The organism is Cyanobium sp. PCC 7001 (genome assembly GCF_000155635.1).
Taxonomy (GTDB): Bacteria; Cyanobacteriota; Cyanobacteriia; order PCC-6307; family Cyanobiaceae; genus NIES-981.
The window spans coordinates 2,330,912-2,356,688 of sequence record NZ_DS990556.1 but is presented as its reverse complement, the minus strand read 5'-3'; the positions used below and the strand labels follow the sequence as shown (position 1 = coordinate 2,356,688).

Sequence of the window (25,777 nt, the reverse complement as noted above, 5' to 3'; positions counted from 1 at the left end):
TGTCACCCACCCACTGTGGCGCGCAGCCAGAGCAGGATGGCGAGTCCGAAGATCAGGCGATAGCCCACGAACACCCAGGTGCTGTGACGCTGCAGATAGCGGAGCAGCCAGGCGATCGCCGCCCAGGACACCACGGTCGCCGACGCGATGCCCACCAGCATCGGCACCGGGCCGCCGCCCGCCGGCGCGGCCAGCGCGTCCTTGAGCTGGGCCAGGCCGGCCAGGGTGATGGCGGGAATGCCGAGCAGAAAGGAGAAACGGGCGGCGTCGGCCCGCTCCCAGCCATCGAACAGGGCGGCGGTGAGGGTGCTGCCTGACCGCGACACCCCGGGCACCAGGGCCAGCATCTGGGCCAGGCCCACCACCACCCCATCCCACGGACGCACGGCGGGCAACTCCCGTCGGCGTCGGCCCAGAACCTCGGCCAGGCCCAGCAGGAGGGCCATCACCATGGACACGATGGCGATGGCCGTGAGGCTCCGCAGCGGGGAGTTGTCGTAATCGCTCACCCAGAGCTTGATCGCCAGACCCGCTACCACGATGGGCAGGGTGCCCAGGGCGATCGCCACCCCCAGCCGGGCGGCGGGGTCGTGCCACTGGCCATGGCGGAAGGCCCGCGCCACGCCCCGCACCACGGCGGCTAGGTCGCGGCGGAAGTAGGCCACCACGGCGGCGATGCTGCCGAGCTGGATCACAGCGGTGACGGCCACACCGGGGTCTCCCCAGCCCAGCAGCACGGGCACCACCTTGAGGTGGGCCGTGCTGCTGATCGGCAGGAATTCGGTGAGGCCCTGCACCACCCCCAGCACGAGGGCTCTCCAGCAGGCCTCCCAGAAGCCTGGATCCCCGATCGCACCGGCAGCCTGCATCTGCGAGACCTTGTGATCCGGAGACCTTATGGCCGGGAGGCCTCCGCTCACCCCTTAAGGTTGGACAACTTTCTTCACAACCCAGGTGATCGGGGCCCGACCCAGCGCAGTGCTTGCTCCTCCGGCGCCCCTGGTCCAGGTCCCCGTGCGCCCCGCGGCGCCGTTCCTGACACTGGGAACACGCCGGTGGGGGCAGTCGCGGACCCTGGTGGCGGCCAGCGCACTGCTGGTGACCCTTCCGGTGTTCCTGCAGGCCCCCTGGGTGCGGCTGTCCCCCGCCAGCGCCGCCGTGTTCACGGCCGTTCTGGTGGCGATGGGGGTGGTGCTGGCCAACAGTGCGGATCAGCAGCACCAGCGGCTCGGGAGCCTGCTGGTGGGTTTCGCCGGCAGCTGGCTGGCCGGCTCCCTGTTCTGGGGCTGGGCCCGCCTGCATCCGCTCTGGCATCTGCCGATCGAAGCCTTCGCGCTGCCCCTGGCCCTGGCGGGCCTCGGGGGACGCTGGCGGCTGGGTTGCGGCTTCTACCTGGGCTCCCTGCTGGGCACCGCCGCCACCGACGCCGCCATCGCCGCCACGGGGCTCATGCCCCTCTGGCCCCAGGCCCTGGCCGCGGCACCGGCTGAGGCCGGCCGGATCCTGCACCTGGCCGGGCTGCAGGTGCTCCAGCCCATCGGGCTGATGGTGGTGCTGGGCTTCGCCTGCCTGCTCCTGCTGCTGAGCCGCTGGCTCTGGCAGCAGGGCGAGGTGGGCCGGGTGGCCAGCTCCGCCCTCTCCACCACCCTGGCGGTGGACGGCATCTTCCTGCTGGCCGCCCTGGTGGCCCCCCGGCTGAGCGGCCTGATCTGAAGAACTGCAAAAGCCTGCAGCACCGAGAGTGTCCTGGCGGATCCCCTTCTGTAGCGTTGGCGGTCGGTGGTCCGGCCACCGTTGTCTCCTGTCCTGCTTCGGAGTGTGCTCGTGATGAAACGGCTGGTTGCCTGGCTGATGAGCGGTCTTGTGCTGGCTGGCCTTCTGGTCTCCCTCCTGGTGCCCCCTGCCGCCTCGGCCGAGGAGCTGCGCAATCTGGCCGACGACAAGATCGCCGAGCGGGGCGACAAGGTGGATCTCAACAACAGTTCCGTGCGCCGCTTCCAGAGCTATCCGGGGATGTACCCCACCCTGGCCGGCAAGATCGTGCTCGGCGGTCCCTACCAGAGCGTGGATGACGTGCTCAACCTGGACCTGACCGATCGCCAGAAGGAGCTGTTCAACAAGTACAAGGACAACTTCACGGTGACCCCCCCGGCCATTGCCCTCAACGAGGGCTTCGATCGGATCAACGACGGCCAGTACCGCTGAAGCCTCTCCCTAAGCTTCCACCACCGTTGAAAGCCGTCGGGGCCTTCCGGCGGCTTTTTTCATGCCGGCAGGATCCGGAAGCCCGCAGCAGTGATGGCGCACTCTGACTGGGATGTGGTGGTGGTGGGTGGGGGTGCGGCCGGGCTGATGGCCTGCCTGGAGCTGCCGCCGGCGCTGAGGGTGCTGCTGCTGAACAAGGAGCGGGCCCCCCGGTCCGCCAGCCGCTGGGCCCAGGGCGGCATCGCGGCGGTGACCCATCCGGAGGACAGCTTCGCCAGCCATCGCGACGACACACTGGCGGCCGGTGATGGCCTGTGTGATCGGCCGGCGGTGGATCTGCTGGTGCACGAAGCGCCCCGCTGCGTGGAGCGCCTGCTGGACCTCGGCATGGCCTTCGACCGGAACGGCCAGAGCCTCAGCACCACCCTGGAGGCGGCCCACAGCCACCGGCGGGTGCTGCACGCCCAGGACCGCACCGGGGGAGCCCTGGTGGACGCGCTCGAGCGGGAGGTGCGCCGCCGTCCCGGTCTGGAACAGCGCCAGGGCGTGGTGGCCCTGCAGCTCTGGGTGGAGGCCGGACGCTGCCGCGGCCTGCAGGTGCTGGAGCAGGGATGCATCCACTGGCTCCCGGCGCGGGCGGTGGTGCTGGCCACCGGAGGCGGCGGGCACCTGTTTGCCCACACCACCAATCCGGTGCAGTCGAGCGGTGACGGCCTGGCCATGGCCTGGCAGGCCGGCGCCCAGGTGCGCGACCTGGAATTCGTTCAGTTCCACCCCACTGCCTTGATGCTCCCCGGAGCCCCCCACTTTCTGATCTCGGAGGCGGTGCGGGGCGAGGGAGCCCGGTTGCTGGATGACCAGGGCACCAGCCCCGTGGCGGAGCTGCCCGGCGGCGATCTGGCTCCCCGGGACCAGGTGAGCCGGGCCCTGGCCAGCAGGATGCAGGAGCAGGGAGTGGACCACCTCTGGCTGGATCTGCGCCCGATCGGGGCCGAGCACCTGCAGCGCCAGTTCCCCACCATCCTGGGCCGTTGCCGCGAACTCGGCCTCGAGCCCACTGCGGCCCCCCTGCCGGTGGCTCCAGCCGCCCACTACTGGATGGGCGGGGTCCGCACCGACCTGAAGGCCAGCACCACGGTGCCGGGCCTCTACGCGGTGGGGGAGCTGGCCTGCACGGGCGTGCACGGTGCCAACCGGCTGGCCAGCAATTCCCTGATGGAGTGCCTGGTCTTCGCCAGGCAGCTGCGCCACATCCAGCTGGAGGCTGCCGGGCCCACCGGTGGCCACGGGCCCGCTCAGAGCGCGGCCCCGCCGTTCAAGGCCGCCCCGGAGCCCATCCCTCCGGGCCGCACCACCCTCGAGCTCAAGGCCGGGATCCGCCAGCTGCGGGAGCTCTGCTGGCAGGTGGCCGGCGTGGAGCGTCAGGGCCACGCGCTGGCGTCCGCCCTGCCCCAGGTGCGGCGGGAACGCCGGCAGCTGGAGGCCGACCCCTGCTGGCGGCAGGTGAGCGCATTGCCGAAGGCCAGTCAGCTCGGCGTGCGGCCCGCTGCGCTACCGGCCCTGCGGCTCCTGCAGGAGCTGCACCAGCGGCTGGTGCTGGCCGAACTGCTGATGGAAGCGGCCCTGTTCCGGGTGGAGAGCCGGGGAGGGCACTTCCGCACCGACGCGGCGGCGCACCAGCCGTTCTGGCGGGTGCACAGCTGCCAGACCCGGGGAGCCCCGATCAGCACCGCCGCCGTGCTCGAGGCCGAGACCGGCGCCGAGGGCTAGGTGCCGTCGGGCTTGAACCCGCTCAGTTCAGCCAGACGATCGAGGGGCTTCACGCCGGAATCGAGCTGCCCGTTGATCTCCCAGGTGGGGAAGCCCTGGATGCCCTTGCTGTCGCAGAGCGCCTTCTGGCTGTTGCGGCCATCAGGCGCGCACTCGATCACCGTGAGCTTGCTGGTGGCTTCCTTGCCGAACAACTCCTTCTGTTCGTGGCAATGGGGGCACCAGTAGGCCGAGTACATCACGGCACCCGTGCGGGTGAGGTGCTCCGCCAGGGCCAGGGTCTGGGGTGTGCTCTCGCTCACCACGGCGGGAGGGGTGCCAGGACCGGTCACCGCAGCCGGCCGATCCACTGCCGTGGCCCAGCCCAGCCCCACCAGGCCCACCACCAGGCCCACGAGGATGAGGCGGAAGAGCAGCTGACCGCGGTCCTGCCAGTCACCGCCGATCAGGGTGAACACGAGCAGGGCCAGGCTCAGCACGGCCGAGAGCACGCAGAAGAAGCAGAACGCCTGGATCTTGAACACCATCACGCCCATCAGCAGCGCGCTGAAGACGGCCATGCCGGTGCTGGTGAGCAGCATGCCCCACCAGCTCAGGGAGCCGAGCCGGTCGCGCAGGTCCCCCTTCAGCACCAGGGGCACCACGGCCATCAGCAGCATCGCCAGATAGGCCAGGAAGCCGAACAGCGACAGCGGCAGGTCGAAGAGGCTGCCCCAGGGGCTGTTCAGCACCTTGTCGCAGCCATCGGCTCCACCGGGGCACACCAGGGGTCCCAGCAGACCCCAGCGCTTGAGTGTGATCGTGCCGGTGTCGATGACGCCGATGGTGGCCAGCACCGACAGCACCACCCGCACCCAGCGCTGACCGGGGTCGCCGCGACGGCGCGAGCTGCTGAGGCGTTCACTGAGGCGACTGGAGGTCACGGACAACGGAGAGGCTTGCCTTTGGCGGGGATTCTCGCAGCCGCGCCCGGCAGCCGCCCCATAGGGTGGTGGATCGGCCAGCCCCCGCCCATGAGTTCTCCGCGCCAGCCCGGCTCCCCACGCAAGACGATCGCCTTCTCCCACCTCGGCTGCGAGAAGAACCGGGTGGACACCGAGCACATGCTCGGCCTGCTGGCGGAAGCCGGCTATGGCGTGAGCGCGGATGAAGGCGAGGCCAACGTGGTGGTGGTGAACACCTGCAGCTTCATCCAGGACGCCCGTGAGGAATCGGTGCGGACCCTGGTGGAGCTGGCGGAACAGGGCAAGGAACTGATCATCGCCGGCTGTCTGGCCCAGCATTTCCAGGAGGAACTGCTCGAATCGCTGCCGGAGGCCAAGGCGATCGTGGGCACCGGCGACTACCAGCACATCGTGAGCGTGCTGGAACGGGTGGAGGCCGGCGAGCGGGTGAACCAGGTGAGCGCCACCCCCACCTTCGTGGGCGATGAGCACCTGCCCCGCTACCGCACCACCTCCGAGGCCGTGGCCTACCTGAAGGTGGCCGAAGGCTGCGACTACCGCTGCGCCTTCTGCATCATTCCCAGGCTGCGCGGCGATCAGCGCTCACGGCCGATCGAGTCGATCGTGGCCGAAGCCCGGCAACTGGCGGCCCAGGGGGTGAAGGAACTGGTGCTGATCAGCCAGATCACCACCAACTACGGTCTCGACCTCTACGGCAAGCCCCGACTGGCGGAGCTGCTCCGGGCCCTGGCTGAGGTGGAGATCCCGTGGATCCGGGTGCATTACGCCTATCCCACCGGCCTCACCCCCGAGGTGCTGGCCGCCTACCGGGAGGTACCGAACGTGGTGCCCTACCTGGATCTGCCGCTGCAGCACAGCCACCCGGACGTGCTGCGGGCCATGAACAGGCCCTGGCAGGCGAACGTGACCGGCGGACTGCTGCACCGGATCCGCGAGCAGCTGCCGGATGCGGTGCTGCGCACCACCTTCATCGTGGGCTTTCCCGGTGAAACCGAGGAGCACTTCCAGCACCTGCTGGACTTCGTGGCCGAACAGCGCTTCGACCATGTGGGGGTGTTCACCTTCTCCCCCGAGGACGGCACGCCGGCGGCGGAACTGCCCGATGCGGTGGCACCAGAGCTGGCCGCCGCCCGCAAGGACCGGCTGATGACAGTGCAGCAACCGATCGCCGCCGCCCGCAATCAGGCCTGGGTGGGCAGGATCGTGGATGTGCTCATCGAGCAGGAGAACCCGGCCACCGGGGAGATGCTGGGCCGCTGCAGCCGTTTCGCACCGGAGGTGGACGGGGAGGTGCGGGTGCATCCAGGGCCCGGGGGCCTGTGCGCCGCACCCGGCACGATGGTGCCGGTGCGCCTCACGGCCGCCGACACCTACGACCTGATCGGCGAGGTGGTGGGCGCCGGCGCGATGGTGCACCAGGCGCAGGCGGCCCGCTCGCTCAGATCAGCTTGACGCCGCGCAGCACCACGGAGGCCACGAAGGCGGCGAGCAGACCGCCGCCGACCAGACCCAGGTAGATCACTGCACCCATGGAGGGCCTCTGCTGCTGAAGTTGGCCCCATTACAGCAGAGGCAGGGCCCCAACAGGCCTCACGGATGAGGGCTCACGGATGCCATGCCTGATCTGGCCTCGCAGTAGTCATCACGGAGGCGCTCTGCCTAGGCTTTGGCCACTTCGGGATCAGAGGGTCCGACACCGCGCCACCACCCCGCTCCAGAGCTCCGCTCCTGGATCCTCCCCAAGCCCAGCCCCTGCCCTCCACGGTGCCGCCCCCACCGGGCCAGGTCCGCTCTGTCGGGACGTCCGGAGCCAAGCCGTGGACAACCCCTGTGTACGCCCCGATCCCTGCATGCGCACCCTGCTGATCTATCCGGAATTCCCCAAGACCTTCTGGAGCTACGAGAAGATCCTGGAACTGGTGAACCGCAAGGTGCTCCTGCCGCCCCTGGGCATGGTCACCGTGGCGGCCCTGCTGCCGCAGGACTGGCCGATGAAGCTGGTGGACCGCAATGTGCGGGAAGTGACCGAGGCCGAGTGGGGCTGGGCCGAGCTGGTGGTGATCTCGGGCATGATCGTGCAGAAGGGCGACATGGCCGCCCAGATCGCCAGGGCCAAGCAGCGGGGGCTACCCGTGGCCGTGGGCGGCCCCTTCGCCAGTTCCACCCCCGACGCCCCTGAGCTGGACCTGGCCGATTTCAAGGTGCTCGACGAAGGTGAGATCACGCTGCCGCTGTTCATCGAGGCCCTGCAGCGCGGCGAACGGCAGGGCCGCTTCAACTCCGGCGGTGAGAAACCGGATGTGACCGGCACGCCCATCCCCCGCTTCGACCTGCTGGAGATGGACGCCTATTCCGAGATGTCGGTGCAGTTCTCGCGGGGCTGTCCGTTTCAGTGCGAGTTCTGCGACATCATCGTGCTGTATGGGCGCAAACCCCGAACCAAGGAGCCCGACCAGCTGATCGCCGAATTGCAGCGCCTCTACGACCTGGGCTGGCGCCGCTCGGTGTTCCTGGTGGATGACAATTTCATCGGCAACAAGCGCAATGTGAAGCGACTGCTGCCTGCCCTCAAGCAGTGGCAGATCGAGCACGGCTATCCCTTCAGCTTCGCCACCGAGGCCTCGGTGGATCTGGCCGCCGATGACGATCTGATGCAGATGATGGTGGAATGCCGCTTCGAGAGCGTGTTCCTCGGCATCGAAACCCCTGATGAGGCGAGCCTAGAGGTAGCTGGCAAGAAGCAGAACACCCGCAGCTCGCTGGACGATTCCGTGAACCGGATCACCTCCTACGGGTTGCGGGTGATGGCCGGGTTCATCATCGGCTTTGACGGCGAGAAGCAGGGCGCCGGCGACCGCATCGTGGACTTCGTGACCCGCACGGGGATCCCCCACGCAATGATGGGGATGCTGCAGGCCCTGCCGAACACGGCTCTGTGGCATCGCCTGGAGCGGGAAGGTCGGCTGATTCAGGATTCAGCGGCAGCGAAGGGTGTGAACCAGACCAACCTGCTCAACTTCGTGCCCACACGGCCGATCAGGGACATCGCCAACGAATACGTGGAGGCGTTCTCCAAGCTCTATGAACCCCATGCCTACATCGACAGGGTCTACAACTATTTCCTGAAACTGCCGCCCCAGAAATACAAGGAGTTCCTCGTCGAAGGTGCTGCCCAGCAGAACGGGAACCGCAGCAAAGGCATCAACTGGGTGGATCTGCGGGCCCTCGCCATCATCGTGTGGCGCCAGGGATTCCGGCGCAGCACCCGCTGGCGCTTCTGGAAGGCGCTCTATGGCATGGCCCGCCACAATCCCAAGCGCTTCAAGGGCTTCATTGCGATCCTGGCCCACAACGAACACTTCCTTGAATACCGGGCGATCGTGCGCCGGGAGATCGCCGCGCAGCTGGCCCAACTGCCTCCGGAAACCGAAGGGGCAGCCAGCCCGTCTCCTGCGCCGGCGCTGCTCTCAGCCTGAGCCAGGCGTACGGGGCACGGGACTCCCCTGGGGCTCAGTCCTGGATGTACTCCGCACCATTGGCCAGGCACCGCTCCGCCTTCTGCAGCTCCCGCCCCAGGTAGAGGGCGTGGTCAAGCCGGCTCACAGGCAGGGGGGGCTGGCCCTCGGTGAGAGCGATACCCAGCTGCTTGGCGCTGCGCCCGCGGTACACCGCCTGGGGCCGGCGCGGCTCTCCGCCGCGGCAGCTGAGCACGTCTCCGGTTTCGGGGTCGGTGGCCAGGCCGCGCTCATCGATGCCATTGCCGTAGTGCTCGGCCACCAGCTCGCCGGCCTCACGGTCGAGCTTGATCAGGAAGTAACCCGCCGGATCGAGGTCGATGCTGCGGCGCGACAGCTGCTCGTCGAGCTGCTCACGGGTCAGCGCCGGCATGGTTGGCCTGGGAGGGGACGATGGAGCCTGGGACATGGGGAGGATCGTAGTCAGCCGTGAACGGCAGCTCGTCGTTGATGGCCTCGATCTCGCGGGCCATCTCGGCGTTCGCCCGTGGCAGCCACTCCCGCAGGATGGCGTCGAAGCGGGCCTCGCTCCAGCGGTGCAGGCTGATGCGGGGCTGGGCCACGAACCCTCGCCGGCGCTTGTGGCTGCCGCCGGCGCCCGGATCGAAGTGGCGGATGCCGTTGGCGATGGCCCATTCGATCGGGGCGTAGTAACACACCTCGAAGTGGAGGCAATCGATGGCCACATCGCTGCCCCAGTAGCGCCCCCACATGTGATCCCCACCGCGCACGCAGAGCGACATCGCCAGGGGCTGGCAGGGCTCGCCCCGGTGAGCACTGAACAGCACCAGGTGGCCTCGCAAGGCAGGATCGCTGGCCAGTGCCGAGAAGAACGCCTCGCTGAGGTACTTGCTGCCCCAGGGTCCCCAGCGGGCGCAGTGCTGGGCGTAGAACCCGTGCATCCGCTCCACCATCGCGGCGGGGATGGCCTCCCCCTCCAGCGGCGTCACCAGCAGCCCCGCCGCCTGCACCGCCTTGCGCTCCCTGCGGATGTTGCGCCGCTGATTGGCGTTGAAACTGGCGAGATAGGCCTCAAAATCGCGGTGGCCCGGGTTGCTCCACTGGCTCTGCTGGTTCACCCAGGCCGCGCAGCCGGCGGCCTCGGCCAGCGGCCGCCAGGAAGGATCCGCGTAGAGAAAGTTGCAGCTGAGGATGCCGTTCTCGCGGCAGAACCCATCGATCAGCTCCAGCATCAGGCCCGTGAGCTCCTTCGCCGGCTCCCCGGGCGCGATCAGGAAGCGGTAGCCCTCCACCGGACTCACCGGGCTCATGCCCACGAGCTTGGGGTAGTACCGCAGCCCGAGCTGGCCGGCGAGCTGGGCGAAGCTCTGGTCGAACACGAACTCGCCGTAGCTGTGGCCCTTGAGGTAGAGCGGCGCCACGGCCACCAGGCTGCTCCCCCGCCAGAGGGCCAGATGACAGCTCTGCCATCCCTCCCGCGGCACCACACTGCCGCTCTGCTCCAGCTGCCTCAGCCAGCGCCACCGATAGAAAGGGAGATCGGCGGCCAACAGGGAATCCCAGGCCTGTTCAGGGATCTCCGCCAGCGATTGGTGCCAGCGGGCGCGCAGCTCGGCCAAGGCGGGGTGGCTCCGGGGCGGGCAAGCTAACCAGCGGCTGGGCCCGGAAGGGGCCGCGGGGTCGCCGCGGCGGCGGCACGGACGTAGTGCAGCAGGCATTCGCCTCCGCCCAGCGGCCGGCAGGTCTGGAGCTGCCAGGGCGCTGCCCCCGGGCCAGCGGCCAGCGGCGGAGGATCCTGCAGCTGCGTCGCCGCCGGCAACCACAGATGCTCCCCGCCCAGCAGCAGGGGACAGACGGTGAGCTGCAACTCATCCACCAAGCCCAGCTCCAGCAGGGATCGGGCCAGGGCGGCTCCGCCCAGCAGCACCATCCGCTCCAGCCCGTGGGCGGCCAGGTGGGCCAGCGCATCCGGCCAGGGGGCCAGGGGCAGGTGCCGGTGAAATCCGGCAGCCCCCTGGGCCGGCGGGGCCCCGAGCAGCCAGCGCTGCAGCGGCTGCGACCAGAACGGCAGGGTGGAGGGGAAGCGGCCGGAGCGGCTCACCACCACCGCCACCGGCTGGGGCGCGCGCCCGGCCTGCTGCCGCTTCTCCAGCAGGTCGCCCTCCCGGATCAGACAGGTGCTGCCATGCAGCCGCAGGGTTTCGGCACCGATCAGGCAGCCATCCGCCCAGGCCAGCGCCTCCTCGAGGGCCCGGCGGTCTCCGGCACCACCCAGCTGGGCAGGACCGCCTCGGGGGGGGGCCAGTCGCCCATCCAGGCTCACCGCCAGGACAAGGCGCAGCGTGGGCAAGGGGACAGTGGCGAAGTTCAGGCCTGGAGCTCAGCCGGCCACGAGGGCTTCGAGGGCCGCGGGCACCATCTCGAGCTGGGGGGTCTCGGCGAACACTTCAGCCGCGTTGTTGGGGCTCTCCTGAAGACGCACCTTGTGCAGCCGGGCACCGCTGGCGGCGATCGGCGCGGCCAGCAGATCGGCGATGTGGAGGGCGATGTTCTCGGCGGTGGGCACGCAGTGGGCGAAGTGCTCCACGTCCTTGTTCAGGAAGGTGTGGTCGAAGGGTTCCACCACCAGATCCTCCACCAGCCGCTGAAGCTGGGCCAGATCGCACACCATGCCGGTGCGGGGGTCGATGGCACCGCGCACCGTGACATCGAGCAGGTAGTTGTGGCCGTGGCCATGGGGGCGGGCACATTTGCCGTAGATGGCCTCGTTCTGGGCCTGGCTCAGCTCGGGCCGGGCGAGGCGATGGGCCGCGGCGAAGTGGGTGCGGATCGAGAGAAAGGCTTCCATCGGGAGGGGAACGTCGGACTCGGAGGCAGGGGCTGGAGCTGGCAGAGGCGGGGCGATCAGATCCACCCAGAGGTCGGCCTGTTCGTAGAGACGGATGCCGGCCAGGGGCAGCAGCGGCGCCAGTCGCCCCCAGATGGCCCGGCCGAGGGCTTCGGTGGTGGGCAGGCAGCCTTCGGGGCGGGAGAGATCGAACTCCGGCCAGACCTCATTGAGAAAGCGGAAGTCGAGCTGGGCGGTGACGGCCGAGCGGATGGCGTGCTTCACCTCGGAGAGGTTGAGCACCATGCCGTCGGCATCGAGCGGTCCGGCCATGGCCACGATCAGCTCGTAGTTGTGGCCGTGGCCGGGGGCGATGCTGCAGGGGCCGAAGCGCGCGGCATTCTCCTCGGGGGAGAGCTCAGGCAGCCAGTAGCGGTGGCTCGCACTGAAGGTGGCGCGGCGGGTGATCAGGCAGGGTCGCCCCTTGCCGTGGGTGGCGGCGGAGGTCGGACGCGGAGTGGCGGAAGCGCGTCCCACCTCCCGGGCCGGCCTGGGGCGGGCGCTTGCCGTCATGGAGTTCGTCATGCCTGGAGGCATCCTAGAAACGCAATCTCCCGAGCCGACGGTCCGCGATGGCTGCTGCAGCACCGCACCAGGACCTGGCGAGGCGCCTGCAGGGTCTGAACCTCTACCTGGTGGGGATGATGGGCACGGGCAAGAGCGCCGTGGGCGCCCCCCTGGCCGACGCCCTGGGCTACCGCTTCGTCGATGCCGACACCGTGCTGGAGCAGGCCGCCGGACGCGGCATCGCCGAGATCTTCGCCGAGGATGGCGAGGCCGGCTTCCGCGAGCTGGAAACGGCGGTGCTGGAACAGATCAGCTCCTGGCACTCGCTGGTGGTCGCCACCGGCGGCGGGGTGGTCACCCGGCCCCGCAACTGGGGGCATCTGCACCAGGGCGTGGTGGTGTGGCTGGATGCGCCGGCGGAGCTGCTGCTGAACCGCCTGCGCCAGGACCCCACGCCGCGGCCGCTGCTGGCCGACCCGGATCCGTCGGCACGCCTGGAGCAGCTGCTGCGCCTCAGGCGTCCCCTCTACAGCCAGGCCGACCTCCACATCCTCCAGAGCGGAGATCCGCCTGAGGCGGTGGCCGCCGAGGTGCTCGCCGCCCTGCCCTCCATCCTTCGCGAGCGGCCCACCGCTCCCGGGCAGCCCGTGCTGCTGCGCGACGGTGAGGGGCAGCTCACCCCATCGCTCAACCACCTCCCGGCGGATCCAGCCGCACCGCGAACCACTGGATGACGACACCGGGCTCCAGCTCCAGTTCGCAGGCGGTTTCCAGCAGCCGCTCGGCCCGCTCCCGCCCGCCCGGCAGGACAGCGAGATCGTCGGGAATCGTGGTCAGACGGGCCAGCTGACGCTCGAGCCAGAGCACGGTGTCGGCAGCCGTGAGGATCTCCTGGCTGCCGGCGGGTTCCAGCACAACGTAATGATCGAGCTCCCGGATCAGGGGATCGGACATGGGCAGGCGGCTGGTGGGCACCATCCTGGCGCTGTGGCTGCTGCTGACGCCTCAGGCCACCAGCGCAGCCCAGGCCTCGGGGGATGCCGCCCTGGAGAGCCGACTGGCGGGCTGGCCCGCCTGGAGCCTGCCGGCGCCCCTGGCGCGGCCTGGCCGCCGCGACCTGCTCTACCCCGACTGGTTCGAGGGACGCTGGAGGGCCCGCGATGAGGAGGGCCGGCGCTTCGAGCTGCGCTTCCTGCCGGTGGGCGGGGGCGATGTCGCCGGCGACCGTGCCTTCAACGCCCGCGCCATCGGTGCCGCCACCCTGGGGGACACGCTGCTGGGCGTGGAGAACGATCCGGCCAACCCCAACCGGCAGGTGGCCCGGCTGCGGGGACCGCAGGGCCGGGTGGTGCAGCTGGAATCCACCGTGGTGGGCCGGGGCAGCGCTCGGCCCAGTGCCGATCGCTTTCTGGCGGACGAACTGGCCCTGCAGGTGCTGCACGGCCCCGGGTCTCCCCGCATCAGCCGGGTGGAGGTGCTCAGCAGCTTCGAACGGCGCCCCGATGGCGCCATTGCGGTGGAGCAGTGGCAGGCCACCTACCCCGCGCCGGGCGATGGACTGGCCGTGGCGGCCGTCAGCAGCGAGCGGCACCGGCTGCAGCTGGAGCCTCTCGGGCCTTGCCCAGATCCCCTCAGAGACGGCCCAGCTGGGCCAGGATCCCATCCCGCCACTGGAACAGCGGCTGGAGCAGGGGATGGTCGGCCACTCCGCTGACGCCATGGCCCGCCAGGGGGGCACCGGCGCTGGAAGGAAAGCTGAGCACGGAGAGCTGGGCCACCACCGCCAGATCGGCCAGGCTGAGCGTCTCCCCCACCAGATAGCCCCGACCGGTCACCAGAACGGCGAGCTGCTCGAGGTTGCTCTGGAGCTGCTGCCGCGCCTGAACGCCCACCAGGCCCGTGAGGGTGTCGCCGACGCCGGCCATCACGCCGCCAGGCAGGCTGGACACCAGCTGCCGCAGCGGGCCGGGGGTGGCGTCCGGCAGCAGCCCGGCCCGCAGCACCGGATCGGAGGCCAGGGCCTGCACCAGCGCCAGCCGGGCGCCTGCCGCAAGCGAGGTGTCTGCCCAGTCTTCGAGCAACAGCACCCGGGCCCGCTCCGCCGGATCGGCCGGCAGCAGGGCTGGCAGCGGATGCTTCTGCTCGAGGTGGTGGGCGATCGCCGTTGAATCGGCGATCACCTCGGAGCCATCCACCAGCACCGGCACCTGGCGCTGGCCGGAGAGGCGGAACAGCTCCAGCTGCCCCACGCCGGGAGTCACCTCCACCACGCTGTAGTCGAGGCCCTTGGCCGCCAGCACCAGGCGCACCTTCTCGCAGAAGGCGGAGTGCCGGAACTGGTGCAGCTGCATGCGTCAAGCCCGGGGCCCAGGCGGCAGAGTAGCGAGCAGGCATCGGCTGAGGCGTTTCCGGAGGCAATGAGGGACTTCCTGCTCAACGTGACGCGCTATCCGCGCTATCTGATCGCCTTCGGCCTCGGGGTGGCCAATTCGGTGCTGGCCCCCCTCGCGGCCCGGGGTCGAAACCCGGTGACGGCGGTGGCCCTGATCGGAGCCGCCATCAGCGGAGTGCTCAGCCTGGGGCTGGTGCTGCGTGCGATGGTGATGCCCACTCCGCTGGCGTAGCCATGGCACAGGGGCGACGGGTGGAACGGGTGGCCTCCCTGATCCGGCGCGAGGTGAGCGAGCTGCTGGTGGCGGGAATCAAGGACGAGCGGGTGGCCCAGGGGATGGTGAGCGTCACCCGGGTGGAGGTGGCCGGGGATCTGCAGCACTGCAAGATTCATGTGAGCGTGTACGGGAGCGACGCCGAACGCCAGCAGGCGATGGCGGGTCTGCAGTCCGCCGCTGCCTACGTGAAGGGCGAACTCAGCCGCCGCCTCAAGATGCGCCGCACACCCGAGGTGATGTTCCGGCTGGATCGCGGCCTGGAACAGGGCACCTCCGTGCTGGGCCTGCTCAACAGGCTGGAGGAGGAGCGGCGGGCCAGGGCTGATCAGGGCGGGGCCAGTCAGGACGGGGCCGATGCCGCCAGCCTTGACTGAGGCCGCCGAGCCCCAGCTCCGCCGGCTGGCGGCCGAACTGCTGGTGGTCAGGGCGAGTGGCCATCTGGCTGACCACCAGCGGCGCTATCCCCAGTGGGAAGTGCCGAATGCCGAGCTGCAGGAGCTGCTGGAGGGCGGTGTAGGCGGGGTCATTCTCCTGGGTGGCGGGGCCGCCGAAGTGGCCCTGCGCTGCCGCCAGCTGCGCCACTGGGCAGACCAGCCGCTGCTGCTGTGCGCGGATGTGGAGGAAGGCGTGGGGCAACGCTTCGAGGGGGCCAGCTGGCTCGTCCCCCCCCTCGGTCTCGGCCGCCTGCACGGCCGCGATCCCACCCGCGCCTCGGCCCTGGCGGAGCGCTACGGAGCCTGCACCGGCCGCGATGCCCGCCGCCTGGGCCTCAACTGGGTGTTGGCACCGGTCTGTGATGTGAACAACAACGCCGCCAACCCGGTGATCAACGTGCGGGCCTGGGGGGAGGACCCCGCCACCGTGGCCGCCCTCACCACCGCCTTCTGCCGGGGCCTCGACAGCGCCGGGGTGCTGGGCTGCGCCAAGCACTTCCCCGGCCATGGCGACACCAGCAGCGACTCCCACCTGGAGCTGCCGGTGCTGCCCCACAGCCGCGAGCGCCTGGAGGCGATCGAACTGCCGCCGTTCCAGGCAGTGATCGCAGCGGGCGTGGCGGCGGTGATGACGGCCCACCTGCTGCTGCCGGCCCTTGACCCCGGCCGCCCGGCCACCCTGTCGGCGGCGGTGCTGACCGGGCTGCTGCGCCGCGACCTGGGCTTCGACGGACTGGTGGTGACTGACGCCCTGGTGATGGAGGCGATCAGCCGGCACCACGGCCCGGGCGAAGCGGCGGTGCTCGCCCTGGAGGCCGGGGCCGATCTGGTGCTGATGCCCGCCGACGCCCGGCAGGCGATCGCCGCGATCGTGGCGGCCGTGGAGGAGGGCCGCCTGCGGCAGGAGCAGCTCGAAGCCAGTGCCAGGCGCCGGCGCCTCGCCCTCGAGAGGGTCGCCGACGCGCCGCCGGACCCCATGGCCGCGCCGGTGGTGGATGACGCACTGGCGCAGGAGCTGGTGGAGGCGACGATGGAAACCGTCCACGGCGGCTCCGCCCTCTCGGCCACCACCCGCCCCGCGGCAGAAACCCCCACCTGGCCGGCCAGCGGTGGCGTGAACCTGCTGCGCCTAGACAGCTGCCTTCAGGCTCCCTTTCTGGGTCCCACCGCGCCTGCCCTGGCGTTTCCTGGTGCCGCGGGCCTCACTCCCTGCCTGCTGGATGGTCTGGGGCCGCGCCTGTGGCGGAGCGATCCGGATGCTCCCCTGATCCTGGAGAGCCTGCCCCCCGGCCCCGTGCTGCTGCAGCTCTTCGTGCGGGGCAATCCCTTCCGGGGCAGCGCTGCGGCTGGCGAGGACTGGCCCGCCGCCATCGGCCAGCTGCTGCGCGCGGGGCGCCTGGCGGGCCTGGCGGTGTACGGCAGCCCCTACCTGTGGGAACAGCTGCGCCCGCTCCTGCCGGACGGGATGCCGGCGGCCTACAGCCCCGGCCAGATGGGGCGTGCCCAGGGGGCTGTGCTGGCGGCGCTCGGCCTGGGCCAGGGCCGGGAGGTGGGTCACACTGGCGGCCGGCAGGGCTTCACCGATTGATCCCGGCCGGGCCGCTGAGGGAGTGCCGATGCCGAGGCCGAAGCTGTGTCTGTCGATGGTGGTGCGCAACGAGGAGGAGCGCCTGGAGGCCTGCCTCACCTCCGTGGCGGGCTTCGTCGACGAGATGGTGCTGCTCGACACCGGATCCACCGATGCCACGGTGAGCATCGCGGAGCGTTGTGGCGCCCTGGTGCACGCCATGGCCTGGCCAGGGGATTTCGCTCCGGCCCGCAACGAGGCGCTGCAACACGTGTCGGGCGACTGGGTGCTCGTGCTCGATGCCGATGAACAGCTCCTGGAGAGTGCCCGCGAGCCCCTGCAGCAGTTGCTGCGCGAGCCCGACCTGCTGCTGATCAACCTGCTGCGCTTCGAGCGTGGTGCCAGGCAGTCGCCCTACTCCAGCGTGAGCCGCCTGTTCCGCAACCATGCCGCCATCCGCTGGAGCGGCGCCTACCACGCCCAGGTGGACGACAGCGTGCTCACCCTGCTGCAGCGGGAGCCCCACTGGCGTGTGGCGGACTGCCCGGCACCCGCCCTGGTGCATGACGGCTACGCCCCGGCGCTGCTCGGCGAGCGGGACAAGGCCCGGCGGCTGCGCCAGGCGATGGAGCAGGAGCTGCTGGCCCATCCCGGCGATCCCTACGCCTGCGCCAAGCTCGGCAGCCTGGACGTGAGCGAGGGACAGCTGCAGCGGGGCATCGCCCTGCTGGAGCAGGGGCTGGAGGCATGCCCCCAGGGGGCGGCGCCGGTGCGCTACGAGCTGCTGCTGCACCTGGCCATGGCGGTGGCCTCCGTTCAGCCCGGCCGGGCCGAAGCCCTCTACCGCCAAGCGCTCGCCCTGCCCCTGCCGGCCCGGGTGAGTCTGGGGGCCCGGCTCAACCTGGCCGCCCTGCTTTGCGGGCAGGGCCAGCTGGACGAGGCGGCGACCCTGTGCCAGCAGGCCGGCGACCTCGCTCCGGAAGTGGCCCTGAGCTGGTACAACCTGGGGCTGATCGAGCGACGCCGGGGCCGCTTGCCGGCCGCGATCAAGGCCTACAGGAGGGCCATCGCCCTGGATGACCGCCATGCCGAGGCCCAGCAGAATCTGGCGGTGGCCCTGCTGATGAGCGGCGAGATCGCCGCCGCCCGGGACGGCTTCCGGCAGGCCATCAGCCTGCTGCGGCTGCAGGGGCGCGCCTCCGAGGCCGAGGATCTGCGCCAACGGGCCGCCGCCCTCGTGAAGCTGGACTCCTGAGGAAGCCGGACTCCTGAACCAGGCTCGACCGCTGCTCTACCGCTGAACGTGCACCCTCCTTCCTCCATGCCTTCCCCTCCACTGGCCGGTCGGACCGTGGCCGTGACCCGGGCCGAAACCCAGCTCGGTGAAGCGCGGCGGCTGTTCGAGCAGGCGGGCGCCAGCGTGCTGGACCTGCCCGCCCTGGTGGTCACACCCCCCGACACCTGGGGGCCGCTGGATGACGCCCTGGCCGAACTGGAGGATTTCCACTGGCTGGTGTTCTCCAGTGGCAACGGGGTCGACGCGGTGGAACGGCGTCTGCAGCTGCGGGGCAGCGGCCTGGCGCGGCGGCCACGGTCCCTGCGGATCGCCGCCGTCGGCCGCAAGACCGCCGCCCAGCTGGAGGCGATCGGAGCCCCGGCCGACTTCATCCCGCCCCGCTTCGTGGCCGACAGCCTGCTGGAGCACTTCCCCGTGTCGGGGTGGGGCCTGCGGCTGCTGCTGCCGCGGGTGCAGAGCGGAGGCCGCACGCTGCTGGCCGAGGCCTTCGCCGAGGCCGGTGCCCGGGTGGTGGAGGTGGCGGCCTACGAAACCCGCTGCCCTGCAGGGTTGCCCACCGCGGCGGTGGCGGCGCTTGAGGGCCGCAGGCTGGACGCGATCACCTTCAGCAGCGCCAAGACCGTGTCCCACACGGCCCAGCTGCTGGAAGGAGCCTTCGGCACCCCCTGGCGGGAGCTCCTGAGGGATGTGGCGCTGGTGTCGATCGGGCCCCAGACCAGCCAGCGGCTCAACACCACCCTGGGCCGGGTGGACGCCGAGGCGGACCCCCATGACCTGGAGGGGCTGGTGCAGGCCTGCGCGCAGGCGCTCAGAGCTCGGCCGACACGGTCTGCTTCCCCTGACGCAGGGTCAGCTGACCGCGGTCCACATTGATGCCGGCCACCGTCCAGCCGGAGGGCAGCAGATCGGTGCTGCGGCCGCCGCGGTCGCCCACGCTCAGGGCCCCACTGGTGCCGCCGTATTCCACGATCGCCTGGGAGGTGCCGGCAGAGCGGATCACCCCGGTGAAGCGGAAGGCGTCCGGCAGGCTCAGCCGGACCTGAGAGGTGCCACTGATCCCGGGGGGCGGGAGGGCCGCAAAGGGATCGTCCCGGCCGATCTTCACCGCTGCCAGCACGTCGTTGGGCGTGGGCAGGGGGGTGAGGCCGGTGTTCTCGGGTTTCTCGGCGGGCGTCTGGGCGGCCACTGCCGGAGTGGCTGGGGCGGACGGAGGCGCCGGGGCATTGGCCTGGGGTGGGGCGTCGCCACCCCCACCACAGGCGGAGAGAAACAGCGCCAGCAGGGAACCCAGCAGGAGGCGATCAGCCCGCACGCTGTTCGACAAGATCTCGGAAGCGGTCAAGATTCGCCTGAAGCTCCTTGGTCACGATGCCACCCAGGATGCTGGGTTCCATGAGCGGTGCCAAGACCCCCGGCAATTCGTAGCTGACACTGAGCTTCACGGCGGTGCTGCCATCGGGCTGGGGATAGAAGCGCACACCCCCCTTGGTGGGCAGCCCACCTACCGACTCCCAGTGCAGTTGCTGGGCCTCGACCCGCTGGGTGATGCGGGCCTTCCAGTGGAAGCGGAACCCCTGGGCCGCCAGAGTCCAGTCGGTGAGGTCGGGGTCATCCGGCTCGGTCACCACCGACTCGATCCAACGCATCCAGCGGGGCATGGCCTCGAGATCGCTCCACACCGCCCACACCCGGTCCACGGGGGCGGCGATCGCGGTGGTGACGCTGTGATCGAGCCATCGGCCCATGGGGCTACTCCTGGGGTGGGCGTGGGGAATCGGCCTGAAAACCTGGGTCCAGAAAACCCTGGTGTCGCTGTCCGGTCAGGCCCTCAGGCGCTGCCGGTGGCGGCGTTGCTGGCGAGCTGGACGGGCCGATCGAGGATGGCCGCGGCAGCCATGCGGCCACTCATGGTGGCACCTTCCATCGAGTCGATGTAGTCCTGCCGGGTGTAGCTGCCGGCCAGGAAGAAGTTGGGCACCGGCGTGCGCTGGGTGGGCCTGTAGGGCTCCATGCCGGGAGCTTCGCGGTAGAGCGACTGGGCCAGCTTGACCACGTTGCTCCACACCAGCGTGAGGTTGGCGGCGGAGGGGAACAGACGCCGCACCTGGGCATCGGTGGCCGCCACGATCGCTTCGGTCTTCTGGGTGATCCAGGGATCACCGGGGGTCAGCACACACTGGAGCAGCGAGCCGAGCCCCTCCTTGCGGTAGTCCTCGGGGCTGGCCAGGGCCAGGTCGGCGAAACAGCTGAAATCGGCGTCAGCGGTGTAGAGCAGGTTGTCCAGGCCAGCGGGCCGGCTGAGGTCGGTGCGGGAGGCCTGGTGGGCCGGGGAGTCGCCCAGTTCGGTCACCCAGCCGTCGTAGCGGAGCTGCACGGTGGCCACCGGCACCGCCTCCAGCCGGTAGATGGCGTCGAAGAGGGGCAGACGGCGCCAGGCCTCCGGCAGCATGCGCTGGATGCCGGGCACATCGCAGGCGGCGAGATAGGCATCGGCTTCCACCTGCCGCTCCCCTTCCGGTGTGCCCAGGGTGAGGCCGCTCACCCTGAAGCCGGGATCGGCAGCAGCACCCTGGTCGCCGGCGGCGGCGGGGATGGGCTCGTAATGCACCTGGGTGACGCGGTGCCGCAGGTGCAGGCGCCCCCCCCGGGCGGTGATGTAGTCAAGGATCGGACCGGTGAGCCAGCGATGGGGCGAGCCCTTGAGCAGGTTGAGCTTGGAGGCCTCGGTTTTCGCAGCGAACATCATGAAGATGGTGAGCATGCAGCGGGCCGAGATGGCCTCGCAGTCGATGAACCCCAGGGCGTAGGCGATCGGATTCCACATCCGCTCGATGCTCTGGCGGCTGCCGCCGTGGCCGAGGAACCACTGGGCAAAGCTGATGCGGTCGAGGTCGCGGATCACCCGCATCGCCCCCTCGTAGTCCACCAGACCCCGCACGATCGGGCTGGTGCCGAGGGCCAGCGCATTGCGCAGCTTGTCGATCCAGTCGAGCTGGGGCGTGGTGAAAAAGGCCTTCAGACCGTTGAAGGGAGCGCCGATCGGAAAACGGAAATCGAGCTCGCGCAGATCGCCACCCGCATTCACGAACAGATGGGTGTGCTGCTTGGGCAGCAGATTCTCGATCGCCCCCACCTTGCGCAGCAGGGCGAACAGGTTGGCGTAGTTGAAGAAGAACACATGCAACCCCATCTCGATGTGGTTGCCATCGGGATCCACCCAGCTGCCCACCTTGCCGCCCATGAACGGCCGGGCCTCGTAGAGGTCCACGGCATGGCCCGCATCCACCAGATCCACGGCCGCCGCCAGACCAGCCAGACCCGCACCGACGATGGCGACCCGCACCCTGTCCACTCCCTGATGTCGCCCCAGACTCTATGGATCCGACAGCGGCGGGTGCAGGTCCATAGAGTTGGCGTCTGCCGTTCTGGCCCCTGCGATGAGCACCGAAACCACCACCGCCGGCGCCCCGTCCGCCGCTGCCCCCTCCGCTCCGGCCACCTTCACCGCCCGTGACGGCAAGGGCATCCTGATCACCGAACCCGCCATGAAGCAGCTGGGGGCCCTGATCAGCCAGCAGGGCGAAGGCAGGGTGCTGCGGGTGGGCGTGCGCTCCGGCGGCTGCAGCGGCATGAGCTACACGATGGATTTCATCAGTGCGGACGCGATCCGTGCGGACGACGAGCAGTACACCTACGAACCCGACGGAGCCCCCAGCTTCCGGGTGGTCTGCGATCCCAAGAGCCTGCTGTACATCTACGGCATGCAGCTGGACTTCTCCAGCGCGCTGATCGGCGGCGGCTTCAACTTCACCAACCCCAATGCCAGCCAGACCTGCGGCTGTGGCAGCTCCTTCGCGGTCTGAAGACAGCGCGTTGGCGGAGAACGGCAGCCGTCCGCATGGGAACCTGAGGGATCCGTCCCCGTTCGCCCTTCGCCATGTCGGCCAGTCCCGCTGAGAGCAGCCCGACCACCTCGCTCTTCGAGGCCGCCATCGCCCGTTACAACGAGGGCGCTGATCCCGCTGAGCTGCTGGAGGACTTCGAGGCCATCACCCAGCAGGCCCCCCGTCAGTCGGCCGGCTGGACCTGCCTGGCCTGGCTGCAGCTGCTCACCGACCAACCCTCCCTGGCGCTGCGCTCAGCCCGCACCGCCGTGAAACTCAACCCCCAGGATCCCCAGGCGCGCCTCAACCTCAGCCTGGCCCTGCTGGAAACGGGCACCACGGGCGTGCGCGAACACATCGCCATTGTGCAGCGGGTGATGGTGATGGCACCGGACCTGGGCTCGGAGCTGCAGCAGTCGATGGCCGATGGTCTGCAGCGGCGGCCGGGCTGGCCCGCCATGCTCAAGATTCAGAGCTGGCTGAACGGGTGAGCACCCCACGGCTCGACACGGCCAAGGCGGTCTGAGGCCGGTGGCTGCGGTTCTGCTGCTGAGCAACGGCCACGGGGAGGACCTCAGCGGCGCCCTGATCGGCGCGGCTCTGATCGCCCGTGGGGTGACCGTGGAGGCTCTCCCCCTGGTGGGCCATGGCCAGGCCTACAGGCAACGCGGCATCCCGGTGCTGGGGCACACCCGGGACTGCCGCACGGGCGGGCTGGGGTTCACCAGTTTCCACGGCCAGATGAGCGAACTACTGGATGGCCAGGTGGCCCATGTGGTGGCCAGCCTGGGGCGGCTGCTGCGCCACCGCGGCCGTCACCAGCTCGTGGTGGCGGTAGGCGATCTGGTGGCCGTGCTCGGGGCCTGGCTGGGGGGGAGGCGCTCGGCGGTGTACCTGGTGGCCTACTCCAGTCATTACGAGGGCCGGCTGCGGCTGCCGTGGCCCTGCGGTTGGCTGCTGCGGCGCCGGGCGGTGCGGGCGATCTGGAGCCGCGATGCCCTCACCGCCCAGGACCTCAGCCAGCAGCTGGGGAGAGCGGTGGCCTTCCTGGGCAATCCCTTTCTGGACGCGGCCCTGCCGCCATCCACGCCCGCGCCATCCACGCCCGCGGCAGTCGGCGGCGCCGGGTTCCCGCAGCGGCTCGCCCTCCTGCCCGGCAGCCGCCTGCCGGAGGCGGGCGCCAACCTGGCCCTGATGCTGCAGCTGCTGGAGCTGTTGCCGGCGCCGTTGCAGCAGCCGGGCCGTCTGGCGCTGCGGGCGGTGCTGGTGCCGGCCCTGGACCGTGAGCGAATCGGGGCGATGGCGGAGCCCCTCGGCTGGCGCTGGGCCGCTCACGATCGGCTGCGGCGGAATGCTCTGGAGCTGGAGCTCGCCTGGAGCGGGTTCGGCGCCACGCTGCAAGCCGCGGATCTGGTGCTGGCCATGGCCGGCACGGCCACGGAGCAGGCGGTGGGCCTCGGCAAGCCGGTGGTGCAGCTGGTGGGGGCAGGACCCCAGTTCACCGCGGGGTTCGCGGAAGCCCAGCGGCGCCTGCTCGGCAACGGCGTGCACTGCCCTCACTGGGGTGGCGATCCCACGGCGGCCCTGCGCCGCGGGGCGCGGCTCACCGCCGCCCTGCTGGAGGAACTGGCCCACCCCGAACTGGGGAGCCGCCTGCGGCTGCAACTGGCGGGCAACGCCGCCGAGCGGATCGGGCCGGCCGGGGGCACGGAACGGCTTGCGGCGGCGATCATGGAACTGCTGCCCCCCTGCCATGGCTGACGCCGCTCCACCCCTCCAGCGCCTCAAGGGCGCCATGGACGCCATCCTGGTGGCCGATGTGTTCCTGGTGATGGCCGGAGCCGCATGGTTCGGTGTGGCGGTGCTGTGCCACAGCCAGAAGATCGAGGCGCCGCTCCAGCTGTTCCAGACCCTCTGGGAACCCCTGTTCACCCCGGCCATCGGCCTGCTGATGGCGGCAGCCCTGCTCAGTGGGCTGCTGGGCTGGTGGCAGCGGCGAGGGCAGAAGCGAGCCCCGGGTACTGGAAGCTGAATCCCTGCTGCAGCAGGCGGCGGGGCTCCACATACTGCCCGTCCAGCACCACCTGGGCACCATCCCCGAGCAGCAGCTGCAGGATCGGGGCGGGCACCGGCAGCAGGCTGGGCCGGCCGAGCACCTGGCCAAGGCAGGAGGCGAACTGGGCCATCCGCACCGGTTCGGGCGCCACGGCGTTGTACACCCCCGCATAGGCCCCGTCGTCGAGCGCGGCGGCCACGAGCCGGCACAGGTCGTGCCGTTGGATCCAGCTCATCCACTGGCGCCCTGAACCGATCGGGCCGCCGAAGCCCATCCGGAACACCGGCAGCATCTTCCCCAGGGCGCCGCCATCGCCCCCGAGCACGATGCCGATCCGCAGGATCACCAGCCGGCAGGCCGCGGGGCAGCGGGAGGCGGCCGCTTCCCACTGCTGGCAGATCTCGGCGAGATAGTCCTCCCCCGCCGGGCTCTCCTCGCTGAAGCGGGCATCGGGGCTGGTGCCGTAGTAGCCGACGGCCGACCCGTTCACCAGCACCTGGGGGGGGGTGGGCAGCTGCGCCATCGCCCCCACCAGCAGCTCAGTGGTGCGTTGGCGGCTCTGCAGCAGCAGCTGGCGGTGGGCGGGAGTCCAGCGCTTCTCGGCGATCGGCTCTCCCGCCAGGTTCACCACCCCATCGGCCATGGCCAGGGCATCGGGCAGCTGGCCTCCCTGCCAGGAGGCCGGGTCGGATGGATCGAGCTGGAGGCTGCTGAACCGCTCGCTGAGCAGGGCGGGGAAGGGCTGCTCGCGGCGGCTCACCAGGATCAGCTCGTGGCCCAGCTCCAGCAGGAAGGGCACCAGCTCCCGCCCCACGAAGCCGGAGCAACCCAACAGCAGAACACGCATGCGTCGGAATCCGCCAAGCTCGCCTGGAGGCTAAGGCGCCGACCCTTGCCAGGCGGCCCTAATCTGCGGCGATCCGATCCGCCTCCCCATGGCCGAGACGTCCTCCCCTGCCCAGCCTGCGCTCAAGAAAGGCAGCCTGGTGCGGGTCAACCGCGAGGCCTATGGCCGCAGCGCCGAGGCCGCGGCCAGCGATCCCCACCCGCCCGCCTACGTGCTCGAGGGCCCCGGCGAGGTGCTGGTGGTGAAGGGCGACTACGCCCAGTTGCGCTGGCGGCGGCCCGTGCCCGATGTCTGGCTGCCGCTGGCGCTGCTGGAGCCCTTTGCCGACTGATCGCTCAGGCGATCAGCTGGCGGCGATCCTGCTGCAACTGGCGCCGCCGCATCCGGGCCTTGCGCAGCAGCTCGCGCCCATCGCGCAGGTAGGAATCCACATAACCCATGGTGTAGCGCTCCAGATCCACAAGGGCGTCCTTCACCAGGCTCAGGCAGTGGTAGAGATCGAGAGCGAAAGCCTTGAGGGCCGCCGGGCAGGGCAGCGACTGATACAGGGTTTCCACCCGGGCCAGCTTGGTCTGGCTGAGTTCCAGAAAGCGGCAGAACGCCTCCATCAGCCGATCGTCGTAGGGATCGGCGGACAGGGCTCTCAGCTGGGCCGCGAAGGGATTGATCACCTGGCCGAGCAGGCGATCGATCGGGCCATACACCTGCTGAAACCAGGCCTGCACCGCTCCATCCCTTTCGGCGGCCCGGCTCACCACCTCCTGCGCCCCCGGGGGAACGCCGCCCGGAGAACGTACCGCCGGCCCCGGGGCACGCCGATGGTCGAGACGCCGCCGTTTCTCGCTGTCGCCCAGCACCTCCCAGGCGGCATTGAGCGCCAGGATGGTGGTGGGGTCACCGCCGGCGTCGGGGTGATGGCGTTTCACCAGAGCCCTGTAGGCCGCCTTGATCTCGGCGCGGCTGGCCTGCGGTGAAACGCCGAGCACGGCATAGGGATCAGCAGGAGACAGGGGGTCACCTCCGGATGTGTTGGCTCGGCACCTCGGCAAGCTACGCGATGCCCCGGCGGGGCCGGCAACAAAAAACCCCGGCCGAGGGCCGGGGCATGGAAGAGGAATGGAGTGCTGGAACGTGGTGTGAGAAGTGATGAGAAACGAGGGAAAAGAGGGCCTGGGGAGTGTGAGGAACCAGGCCCGAACCGAATGGGCTGAAG

Annotated in this window: 31 protein-coding genes; 17 read left to right on the top strand and 14 right to left on the bottom strand. The window is 70.3% G+C overall.

Translation table 11 applies throughout. The annotated features are described in order from the left end of the window. Positions 1-2: 2 nt before the first annotated feature. Positions 3-869 (bottom strand): undecaprenyl-diphosphate phosphatase, encoded by an 867-nt coding sequence (locus CPCC7001_RS11605; protein WP_006911551.1) that lies wholly within the window; start codon positions 867-869, stop codon positions 3-5. 208 nt (positions 870-1,077) lie between these two features. On the opposite strand from CPCC7001_RS11605, the gene CPCC7001_RS11600 reads away from it, so the two are divergent. The 3 genes from CPCC7001_RS11600 (at position 1,078) to nadB (ending at position 3,975) form a co-directional block, all read left to right on the top strand. Then, positions 1,078-1,713: a DUF3120 domain-containing protein gene (locus CPCC7001_RS11600; RefSeq protein WP_006911511.1), complete on the top strand. Its 636-nt coding sequence runs from the start codon at positions 1,078-1,080 to the stop codon at positions 1,711-1,713. Between the two features lie 114 nt (positions 1,714-1,827). Then, positions 1,828-2,205: a photosystem II complex extrinsic protein PsbU gene (gene psbU / locus CPCC7001_RS11595; protein WP_043370041.1), complete on the top strand. Its 378-nt coding sequence runs from the start codon at positions 1,828-1,830 to the stop codon at positions 2,203-2,205. A 93-nt stretch (positions 2,206-2,298) separates the two neighbouring features. Beyond that, a complete protein-coding gene (gene nadB, locus CPCC7001_RS11590; protein ID WP_043369030.1) occupies positions 2,299-3,975 on the top strand; it encodes an L-aspartate oxidase in 1,677 nt (558 codons plus the stop codon). Here nadB and CPCC7001_RS11585 read toward each other — a convergent pair. Then, on the bottom strand, positions 3,972-4,898 hold the full coding sequence (locus CPCC7001_RS11585) for a vitamin K epoxide reductase family protein (RefSeq protein ID WP_006910784.1): 927 nt from the start codon (positions 4,896-4,898) through the stop codon (positions 3,972-3,974). The genes nadB and CPCC7001_RS11585 overlap by 4 nt on opposite strands. A gap of 90 nt (positions 4,899-4,988) precedes the next feature. Here CPCC7001_RS11585 and rimO point away from each other — a divergent pair, with 90 nt between their 5' ends. Beyond that, entirely contained in the window at positions 4,989-6,392 is a 1,404-nt protein-coding gene (gene rimO / locus CPCC7001_RS11580; protein ID WP_006910926.1) for a 30S ribosomal protein S12 methylthiotransferase RimO, read from the top strand. Here the strand turns inward: rimO and CPCC7001_RS14555 are convergent. Then, positions 6,379-6,471, bottom strand: coding sequence for a cytochrome B6 (locus CPCC7001_RS14555; protein WP_071778309.1), 93 nt, complete (start codon positions 6,469-6,471; stop codon positions 6,379-6,381). The two genes, rimO and CPCC7001_RS14555, sit on opposite strands and share 14 nt — an antisense overlap. A 319-nt stretch (positions 6,472-6,790) precedes the next feature. On the opposite strand from CPCC7001_RS14555, the gene CPCC7001_RS11575 reads away from it, so the two are divergent. Beyond that, entirely contained in the window at positions 6,791-8,416 is a 1,626-nt protein-coding gene (locus CPCC7001_RS11575) for a B12-binding domain-containing radical SAM protein (RefSeq protein ID WP_043369029.1), read from the top strand. Positions 8,417-8,450: 34 nt separating this feature from the next. Here CPCC7001_RS11575 and CPCC7001_RS11570 read toward each other — a convergent pair whose 3' ends face one another. The 4 genes from CPCC7001_RS11570 to CPCC7001_RS11555 are packed head-to-tail and all read right to left on the bottom strand — an operon-like array spanning position 8,451 to position 11,816. Further along, on the bottom strand, positions 8,451-8,828 hold the full coding sequence (locus tag CPCC7001_RS11570; RefSeq protein ID WP_043369027.1) for a DUF4346 domain-containing protein: 378 nt from the start codon (positions 8,826-8,828) through the stop codon (positions 8,451-8,453). After that, on the bottom strand, positions 8,809-10,035 hold the full coding sequence (locus tag CPCC7001_RS11565; RefSeq protein ID WP_006909469.1) for a GNAT family N-acetyltransferase: 1,227 nt from the start codon (positions 10,033-10,035) through the stop codon (positions 8,809-8,811). Before CPCC7001_RS11565 ends, CPCC7001_RS11570 begins: the two co-directional genes overlap by 20 nt. A 26-nt stretch (positions 10,036-10,061) precedes the next feature. After that, positions 10,062-10,766 carry a RibD family protein gene (locus CPCC7001_RS11560; protein WP_071778308.1) on the bottom strand — a complete coding sequence of 235 codons (705 nt, stop codon included), beginning with the start codon at positions 10,764-10,766 and terminating at the stop codon, positions 10,062-10,064. A gap of 30 nt (positions 10,767-10,796) precedes the next feature. Then, entirely contained in the window at positions 10,797-11,816 is a 1,020-nt protein-coding gene (locus tag CPCC7001_RS11555; RefSeq protein ID WP_006909194.1) for a 6-carboxytetrahydropterin synthase, read from the bottom strand. A 59-nt stretch (positions 11,817-11,875) separates the two neighbouring features. Between CPCC7001_RS11555 and CPCC7001_RS11550 the strand changes: the two genes are divergently transcribed. Further along, positions 11,876-12,544: a shikimate kinase gene (locus CPCC7001_RS11550; protein WP_050757122.1), complete on the top strand. Its 669-nt coding sequence runs from the start codon at positions 11,876-11,878 to the stop codon at positions 12,542-12,544. Here the strand turns inward: CPCC7001_RS11550 and CPCC7001_RS11545 are convergent. Then, positions 12,498-12,764: a chlororespiratory reduction protein 7 gene (locus CPCC7001_RS11545; protein ID WP_043370037.1), complete on the bottom strand. Its 267-nt coding sequence runs from the start codon at positions 12,762-12,764 to the stop codon at positions 12,498-12,500. The two genes, CPCC7001_RS11550 and CPCC7001_RS11545, sit on opposite strands and share 47 nt — an antisense overlap. Between CPCC7001_RS11545 and CPCC7001_RS11540 the strand changes: the two genes are divergently transcribed. Continuing rightward, complete coding sequence (locus CPCC7001_RS11540) at positions 12,763-13,524, top strand: DUF6816 family protein (RefSeq protein WP_043369026.1); 762 nt, start codon at positions 12,763-12,765, stop codon at positions 13,522-13,524. The genes CPCC7001_RS11545 and CPCC7001_RS11540 overlap by 2 nt on opposite strands. Here CPCC7001_RS11540 and CPCC7001_RS11535 read toward each other — a convergent pair. Further along, the gene (locus tag CPCC7001_RS11535; protein ID WP_006910392.1) at positions 13,442-14,161 is read right to left on the bottom strand and encodes a glutathione S-transferase family protein; all 720 of its coding nucleotides are present in this window, start codon (positions 14,159-14,161) and stop codon (positions 13,442-13,444) included. The two genes, CPCC7001_RS11540 and CPCC7001_RS11535, sit on opposite strands and share 83 nt — an antisense overlap. Positions 14,162-14,227: 66 nt before the next feature. Between CPCC7001_RS11535 and CPCC7001_RS11530 the strand changes: the two genes are divergently transcribed. The 5 genes from CPCC7001_RS11530 (at position 14,228) to CPCC7001_RS11510 (ending at position 18,650) form a co-directional block, all read left to right on the top strand. After that, positions 14,228-14,434 (top strand): DUF751 family protein, encoded by a 207-nt coding sequence (locus CPCC7001_RS11530; RefSeq protein WP_006910909.1) that lies wholly within the window; start codon positions 14,228-14,230, stop codon positions 14,432-14,434. 2 nt (positions 14,435-14,436) lie between these two features. Then, positions 14,437-14,853 carry a 30S ribosome-binding factor RbfA gene (gene rbfA / locus CPCC7001_RS11525; RefSeq protein ID WP_043369024.1) on the top strand — a complete coding sequence of 139 codons (417 nt, stop codon included), beginning with the start codon at positions 14,437-14,439 and terminating at the stop codon, positions 14,851-14,853. Beyond that, positions 14,834-16,501: a glycoside hydrolase family 3 N-terminal domain-containing protein gene (locus CPCC7001_RS11520; RefSeq protein ID WP_050757121.1), complete on the top strand. Its 1,668-nt coding sequence runs from the start codon at positions 14,834-14,836 to the stop codon at positions 16,499-16,501. Before rbfA ends, CPCC7001_RS11520 begins: the two co-directional genes overlap by 20 nt. Before the next feature lie 28 nt (positions 16,502-16,529). Then, positions 16,530-17,735: a glycosyltransferase family 2 protein gene (locus tag CPCC7001_RS11515; protein ID WP_043369023.1), complete on the top strand. Its 1,206-nt coding sequence runs from the start codon at positions 16,530-16,532 to the stop codon at positions 17,733-17,735. A gap of 66 nt (positions 17,736-17,801) precedes the next feature. Further along, positions 17,802-18,650: a uroporphyrinogen-III synthase gene (locus CPCC7001_RS11510; RefSeq protein ID WP_043369021.1), complete on the top strand. Its 849-nt coding sequence runs from the start codon at positions 17,802-17,804 to the stop codon at positions 18,648-18,650. Here CPCC7001_RS11510 and CPCC7001_RS11505 read toward each other — a convergent pair. The 3 genes from CPCC7001_RS11505 to zds all read right to left on the bottom strand — a co-directional run bounded on the left by CPCC7001_RS11505 (position 18,586) and on the right by zds (position 21,120). Further along, complete coding sequence (locus CPCC7001_RS11505; protein ID WP_156796761.1) at positions 18,586-19,101, bottom strand: hypothetical protein; 516 nt, start codon at positions 19,099-19,101, stop codon at positions 18,586-18,588. The two genes, CPCC7001_RS11510 and CPCC7001_RS11505, sit on opposite strands and share 65 nt — an antisense overlap. Beyond that, a complete protein-coding gene (locus CPCC7001_RS11500) occupies positions 19,079-19,522 on the bottom strand; it encodes an SRPBCC family protein (protein ID WP_006911377.1) in 444 nt (147 codons plus the stop codon). The genes CPCC7001_RS11505 and CPCC7001_RS11500 overlap by 23 nt, the downstream gene beginning before the upstream one ends. Positions 19,523-19,605: 83 nt before the next feature. Beyond that, positions 19,606-21,120 carry a 9,9'-di-cis-zeta-carotene desaturase gene (zds, locus tag CPCC7001_RS11495; RefSeq protein ID WP_043370035.1) on the bottom strand — a complete coding sequence of 505 codons (1,515 nt, stop codon included), beginning with the start codon at positions 21,118-21,120 and terminating at the stop codon, positions 19,606-19,608. Positions 21,121-21,214: 94 nt separating this feature from the next. Between zds and CPCC7001_RS11490 the strand changes: the two genes are divergently transcribed. From CPCC7001_RS11490 to CPCC7001_RS11475, 4 genes are all read left to right on the top strand, one after another. After that, positions 21,215-21,640, top strand: coding sequence for an iron-sulfur cluster assembly accessory protein (locus CPCC7001_RS11490; RefSeq protein WP_006910136.1), 426 nt, complete (start codon positions 21,215-21,217; stop codon positions 21,638-21,640). 74 nt (positions 21,641-21,714) lie between these two features. After that, complete coding sequence (locus CPCC7001_RS11485) at positions 21,715-22,152, top strand: hypothetical protein (protein WP_006910271.1); 438 nt, start codon at positions 21,715-21,717, stop codon at positions 22,150-22,152. A 40-nt stretch (positions 22,153-22,192) separates the two neighbouring features. Continuing rightward, positions 22,193-23,422 carry a lipid-A-disaccharide synthase-related protein gene (locus tag CPCC7001_RS11480; protein ID WP_006909680.1) on the top strand — a complete coding sequence of 410 codons (1,230 nt, stop codon included), beginning with the start codon at positions 22,193-22,195 and terminating at the stop codon, positions 23,420-23,422. Continuing rightward, positions 23,415-23,693: a hypothetical protein gene (locus CPCC7001_RS11475; RefSeq protein ID WP_043369017.1), complete on the top strand. Its 279-nt coding sequence runs from the start codon at positions 23,415-23,417 to the stop codon at positions 23,691-23,693. The genes CPCC7001_RS11480 and CPCC7001_RS11475 overlap by 8 nt, the downstream gene beginning before the upstream one ends. On the opposite strand, the gene CPCC7001_RS11470 is transcribed toward CPCC7001_RS11475, so the two are convergent. Continuing rightward, entirely contained in the window at positions 23,629-24,564 is a 936-nt protein-coding gene (locus tag CPCC7001_RS11470; protein ID WP_006909972.1) for a TIGR01777 family oxidoreductase, read from the bottom strand. The genes CPCC7001_RS11475 and CPCC7001_RS11470 overlap by 65 nt on opposite strands. Before the next feature lie 88 nt (positions 24,565-24,652). Between CPCC7001_RS11470 and CPCC7001_RS11465 the strand changes: the two genes are divergently transcribed. Then, complete coding sequence (locus tag CPCC7001_RS11465; protein ID WP_006909552.1) at positions 24,653-24,895, top strand: NAD(P)H-quinone oxidoreductase subunit O; 243 nt, start codon at positions 24,653-24,655, stop codon at positions 24,893-24,895. Between the two features lie 4 nt (positions 24,896-24,899). Here the strand turns inward: CPCC7001_RS11465 and CPCC7001_RS11460 are convergent, their stop codons facing one another. Next, a complete protein-coding gene (locus tag CPCC7001_RS11460; protein WP_006909758.1) occupies positions 24,900-25,613 on the bottom strand; it encodes a J domain-containing protein in 714 nt (237 codons plus the stop codon). Positions 25,614-25,777: the final 164 nt, after the last annotated feature.

Excerpts from the sequence above, each read along its gene's own strand:
- CPCC7001_RS11605 (WP_006911551.1), bottom strand. The coding sequence starts at position 869 with ATGCAGGCTGCCGGTGCGATCGGGGATCCAGGCTTCTGGGAGGCCTGC.
- psbU (WP_043370041.1), top strand. The coding sequence starts at position 1,828 with ATGAAACGGCTGGTTGCCTGGCTGATGAGCGGTCTTGTGCTGGCTGGC.
- nadB (WP_043369030.1), top strand. The coding sequence starts at position 2,299 with ATGGCGCACTCTGACTGGGATGTGGTGGTGGTGGGTGGGGGTGCGGCC.
- rimO (WP_006910926.1), top strand. The coding sequence starts at position 4,989 with ATGAGTTCTCCGCGCCAGCCCGGCTCCCCACGCAAGACGATCGCCTTC.
- CPCC7001_RS14555 (WP_071778309.1), bottom strand. The coding sequence starts at position 6,471 with ATGGGTGCAGTGATCTACCTGGGTCTGGTCGGCGGCGGTCTGCTCGCC.
- CPCC7001_RS11575 (WP_043369029.1), top strand. The coding sequence starts at position 6,791 with ATGCGCACCCTGCTGATCTATCCGGAATTCCCCAAGACCTTCTGGAGC.
- CPCC7001_RS11570 (WP_043369027.1), bottom strand. The coding sequence starts at position 8,828 with ATGCCGGCGCTGACCCGTGAGCAGCTCGACGAGCAGCTGTCGCGCCGC.
- CPCC7001_RS11555 (WP_006909194.1), bottom strand. The coding sequence starts at position 11,816 with ATGACGGCAAGCGCCCGCCCCAGGCCGGCCCGGGAGGTGGGACGCGCT.
- CPCC7001_RS11550 (WP_050757122.1), top strand. The coding sequence starts at position 11,876 with ATGGCTGCTGCAGCACCGCACCAGGACCTGGCGAGGCGCCTGCAGGGT.
- CPCC7001_RS11540 (WP_043369026.1), top strand. The coding sequence starts at position 12,763 with ATGGGCAGGCGGCTGGTGGGCACCATCCTGGCGCTGTGGCTGCTGCTG.
- CPCC7001_RS11545 (WP_043370037.1), bottom strand. The coding sequence starts at position 12,764 with ATGTCCGATCCCCTGATCCGGGAGCTCGATCATTACGTTGTGCTGGAA.
- CPCC7001_RS11535 (WP_006910392.1), bottom strand. The coding sequence starts at position 14,161 with ATGCAGCTGCACCAGTTCCGGCACTCCGCCTTCTGCGAGAAGGTGCGC.
- CPCC7001_RS11530 (WP_006910909.1), top strand. The coding sequence starts at position 14,228 with ATGAGGGACTTCCTGCTCAACGTGACGCGCTATCCGCGCTATCTGATC.
- rbfA (WP_043369024.1), top strand. The coding sequence starts at position 14,437 with ATGGCACAGGGGCGACGGGTGGAACGGGTGGCCTCCCTGATCCGGCGC.
- CPCC7001_RS11520 (WP_050757121.1), top strand. The coding sequence starts at position 14,834 with ATGCCGCCAGCCTTGACTGAGGCCGCCGAGCCCCAGCTCCGCCGGCTG.
- CPCC7001_RS11515 (WP_043369023.1), top strand. The coding sequence starts at position 16,530 with ATGCCGAGGCCGAAGCTGTGTCTGTCGATGGTGGTGCGCAACGAGGAG.
- CPCC7001_RS11510 (WP_043369021.1), top strand. The coding sequence starts at position 17,802 with ATGCCTTCCCCTCCACTGGCCGGTCGGACCGTGGCCGTGACCCGGGCC.
- CPCC7001_RS11500 (WP_006911377.1), bottom strand. The coding sequence starts at position 19,522 with ATGGGCCGATGGCTCGATCACAGCGTCACCACCGCGATCGCCGCCCCC.
- CPCC7001_RS11490 (WP_006910136.1), top strand. The coding sequence starts at position 21,215 with ATGAGCACCGAAACCACCACCGCCGGCGCCCCGTCCGCCGCTGCCCCC.
- CPCC7001_RS11485 (WP_006910271.1), top strand. The coding sequence starts at position 21,715 with ATGTCGGCCAGTCCCGCTGAGAGCAGCCCGACCACCTCGCTCTTCGAG.
- CPCC7001_RS11475 (WP_043369017.1), top strand. The coding sequence starts at position 23,415 with ATGGCTGACGCCGCTCCACCCCTCCAGCGCCTCAAGGGCGCCATGGAC.
- CPCC7001_RS11470 (WP_006909972.1), bottom strand. The coding sequence starts at position 24,564 with ATGCGTGTTCTGCTGTTGGGTTGCTCCGGCTTCGTGGGGCGGGAGCTG.
- CPCC7001_RS11465 (WP_006909552.1), top strand. The coding sequence starts at position 24,653 with ATGGCCGAGACGTCCTCCCCTGCCCAGCCTGCGCTCAAGAAAGGCAGC.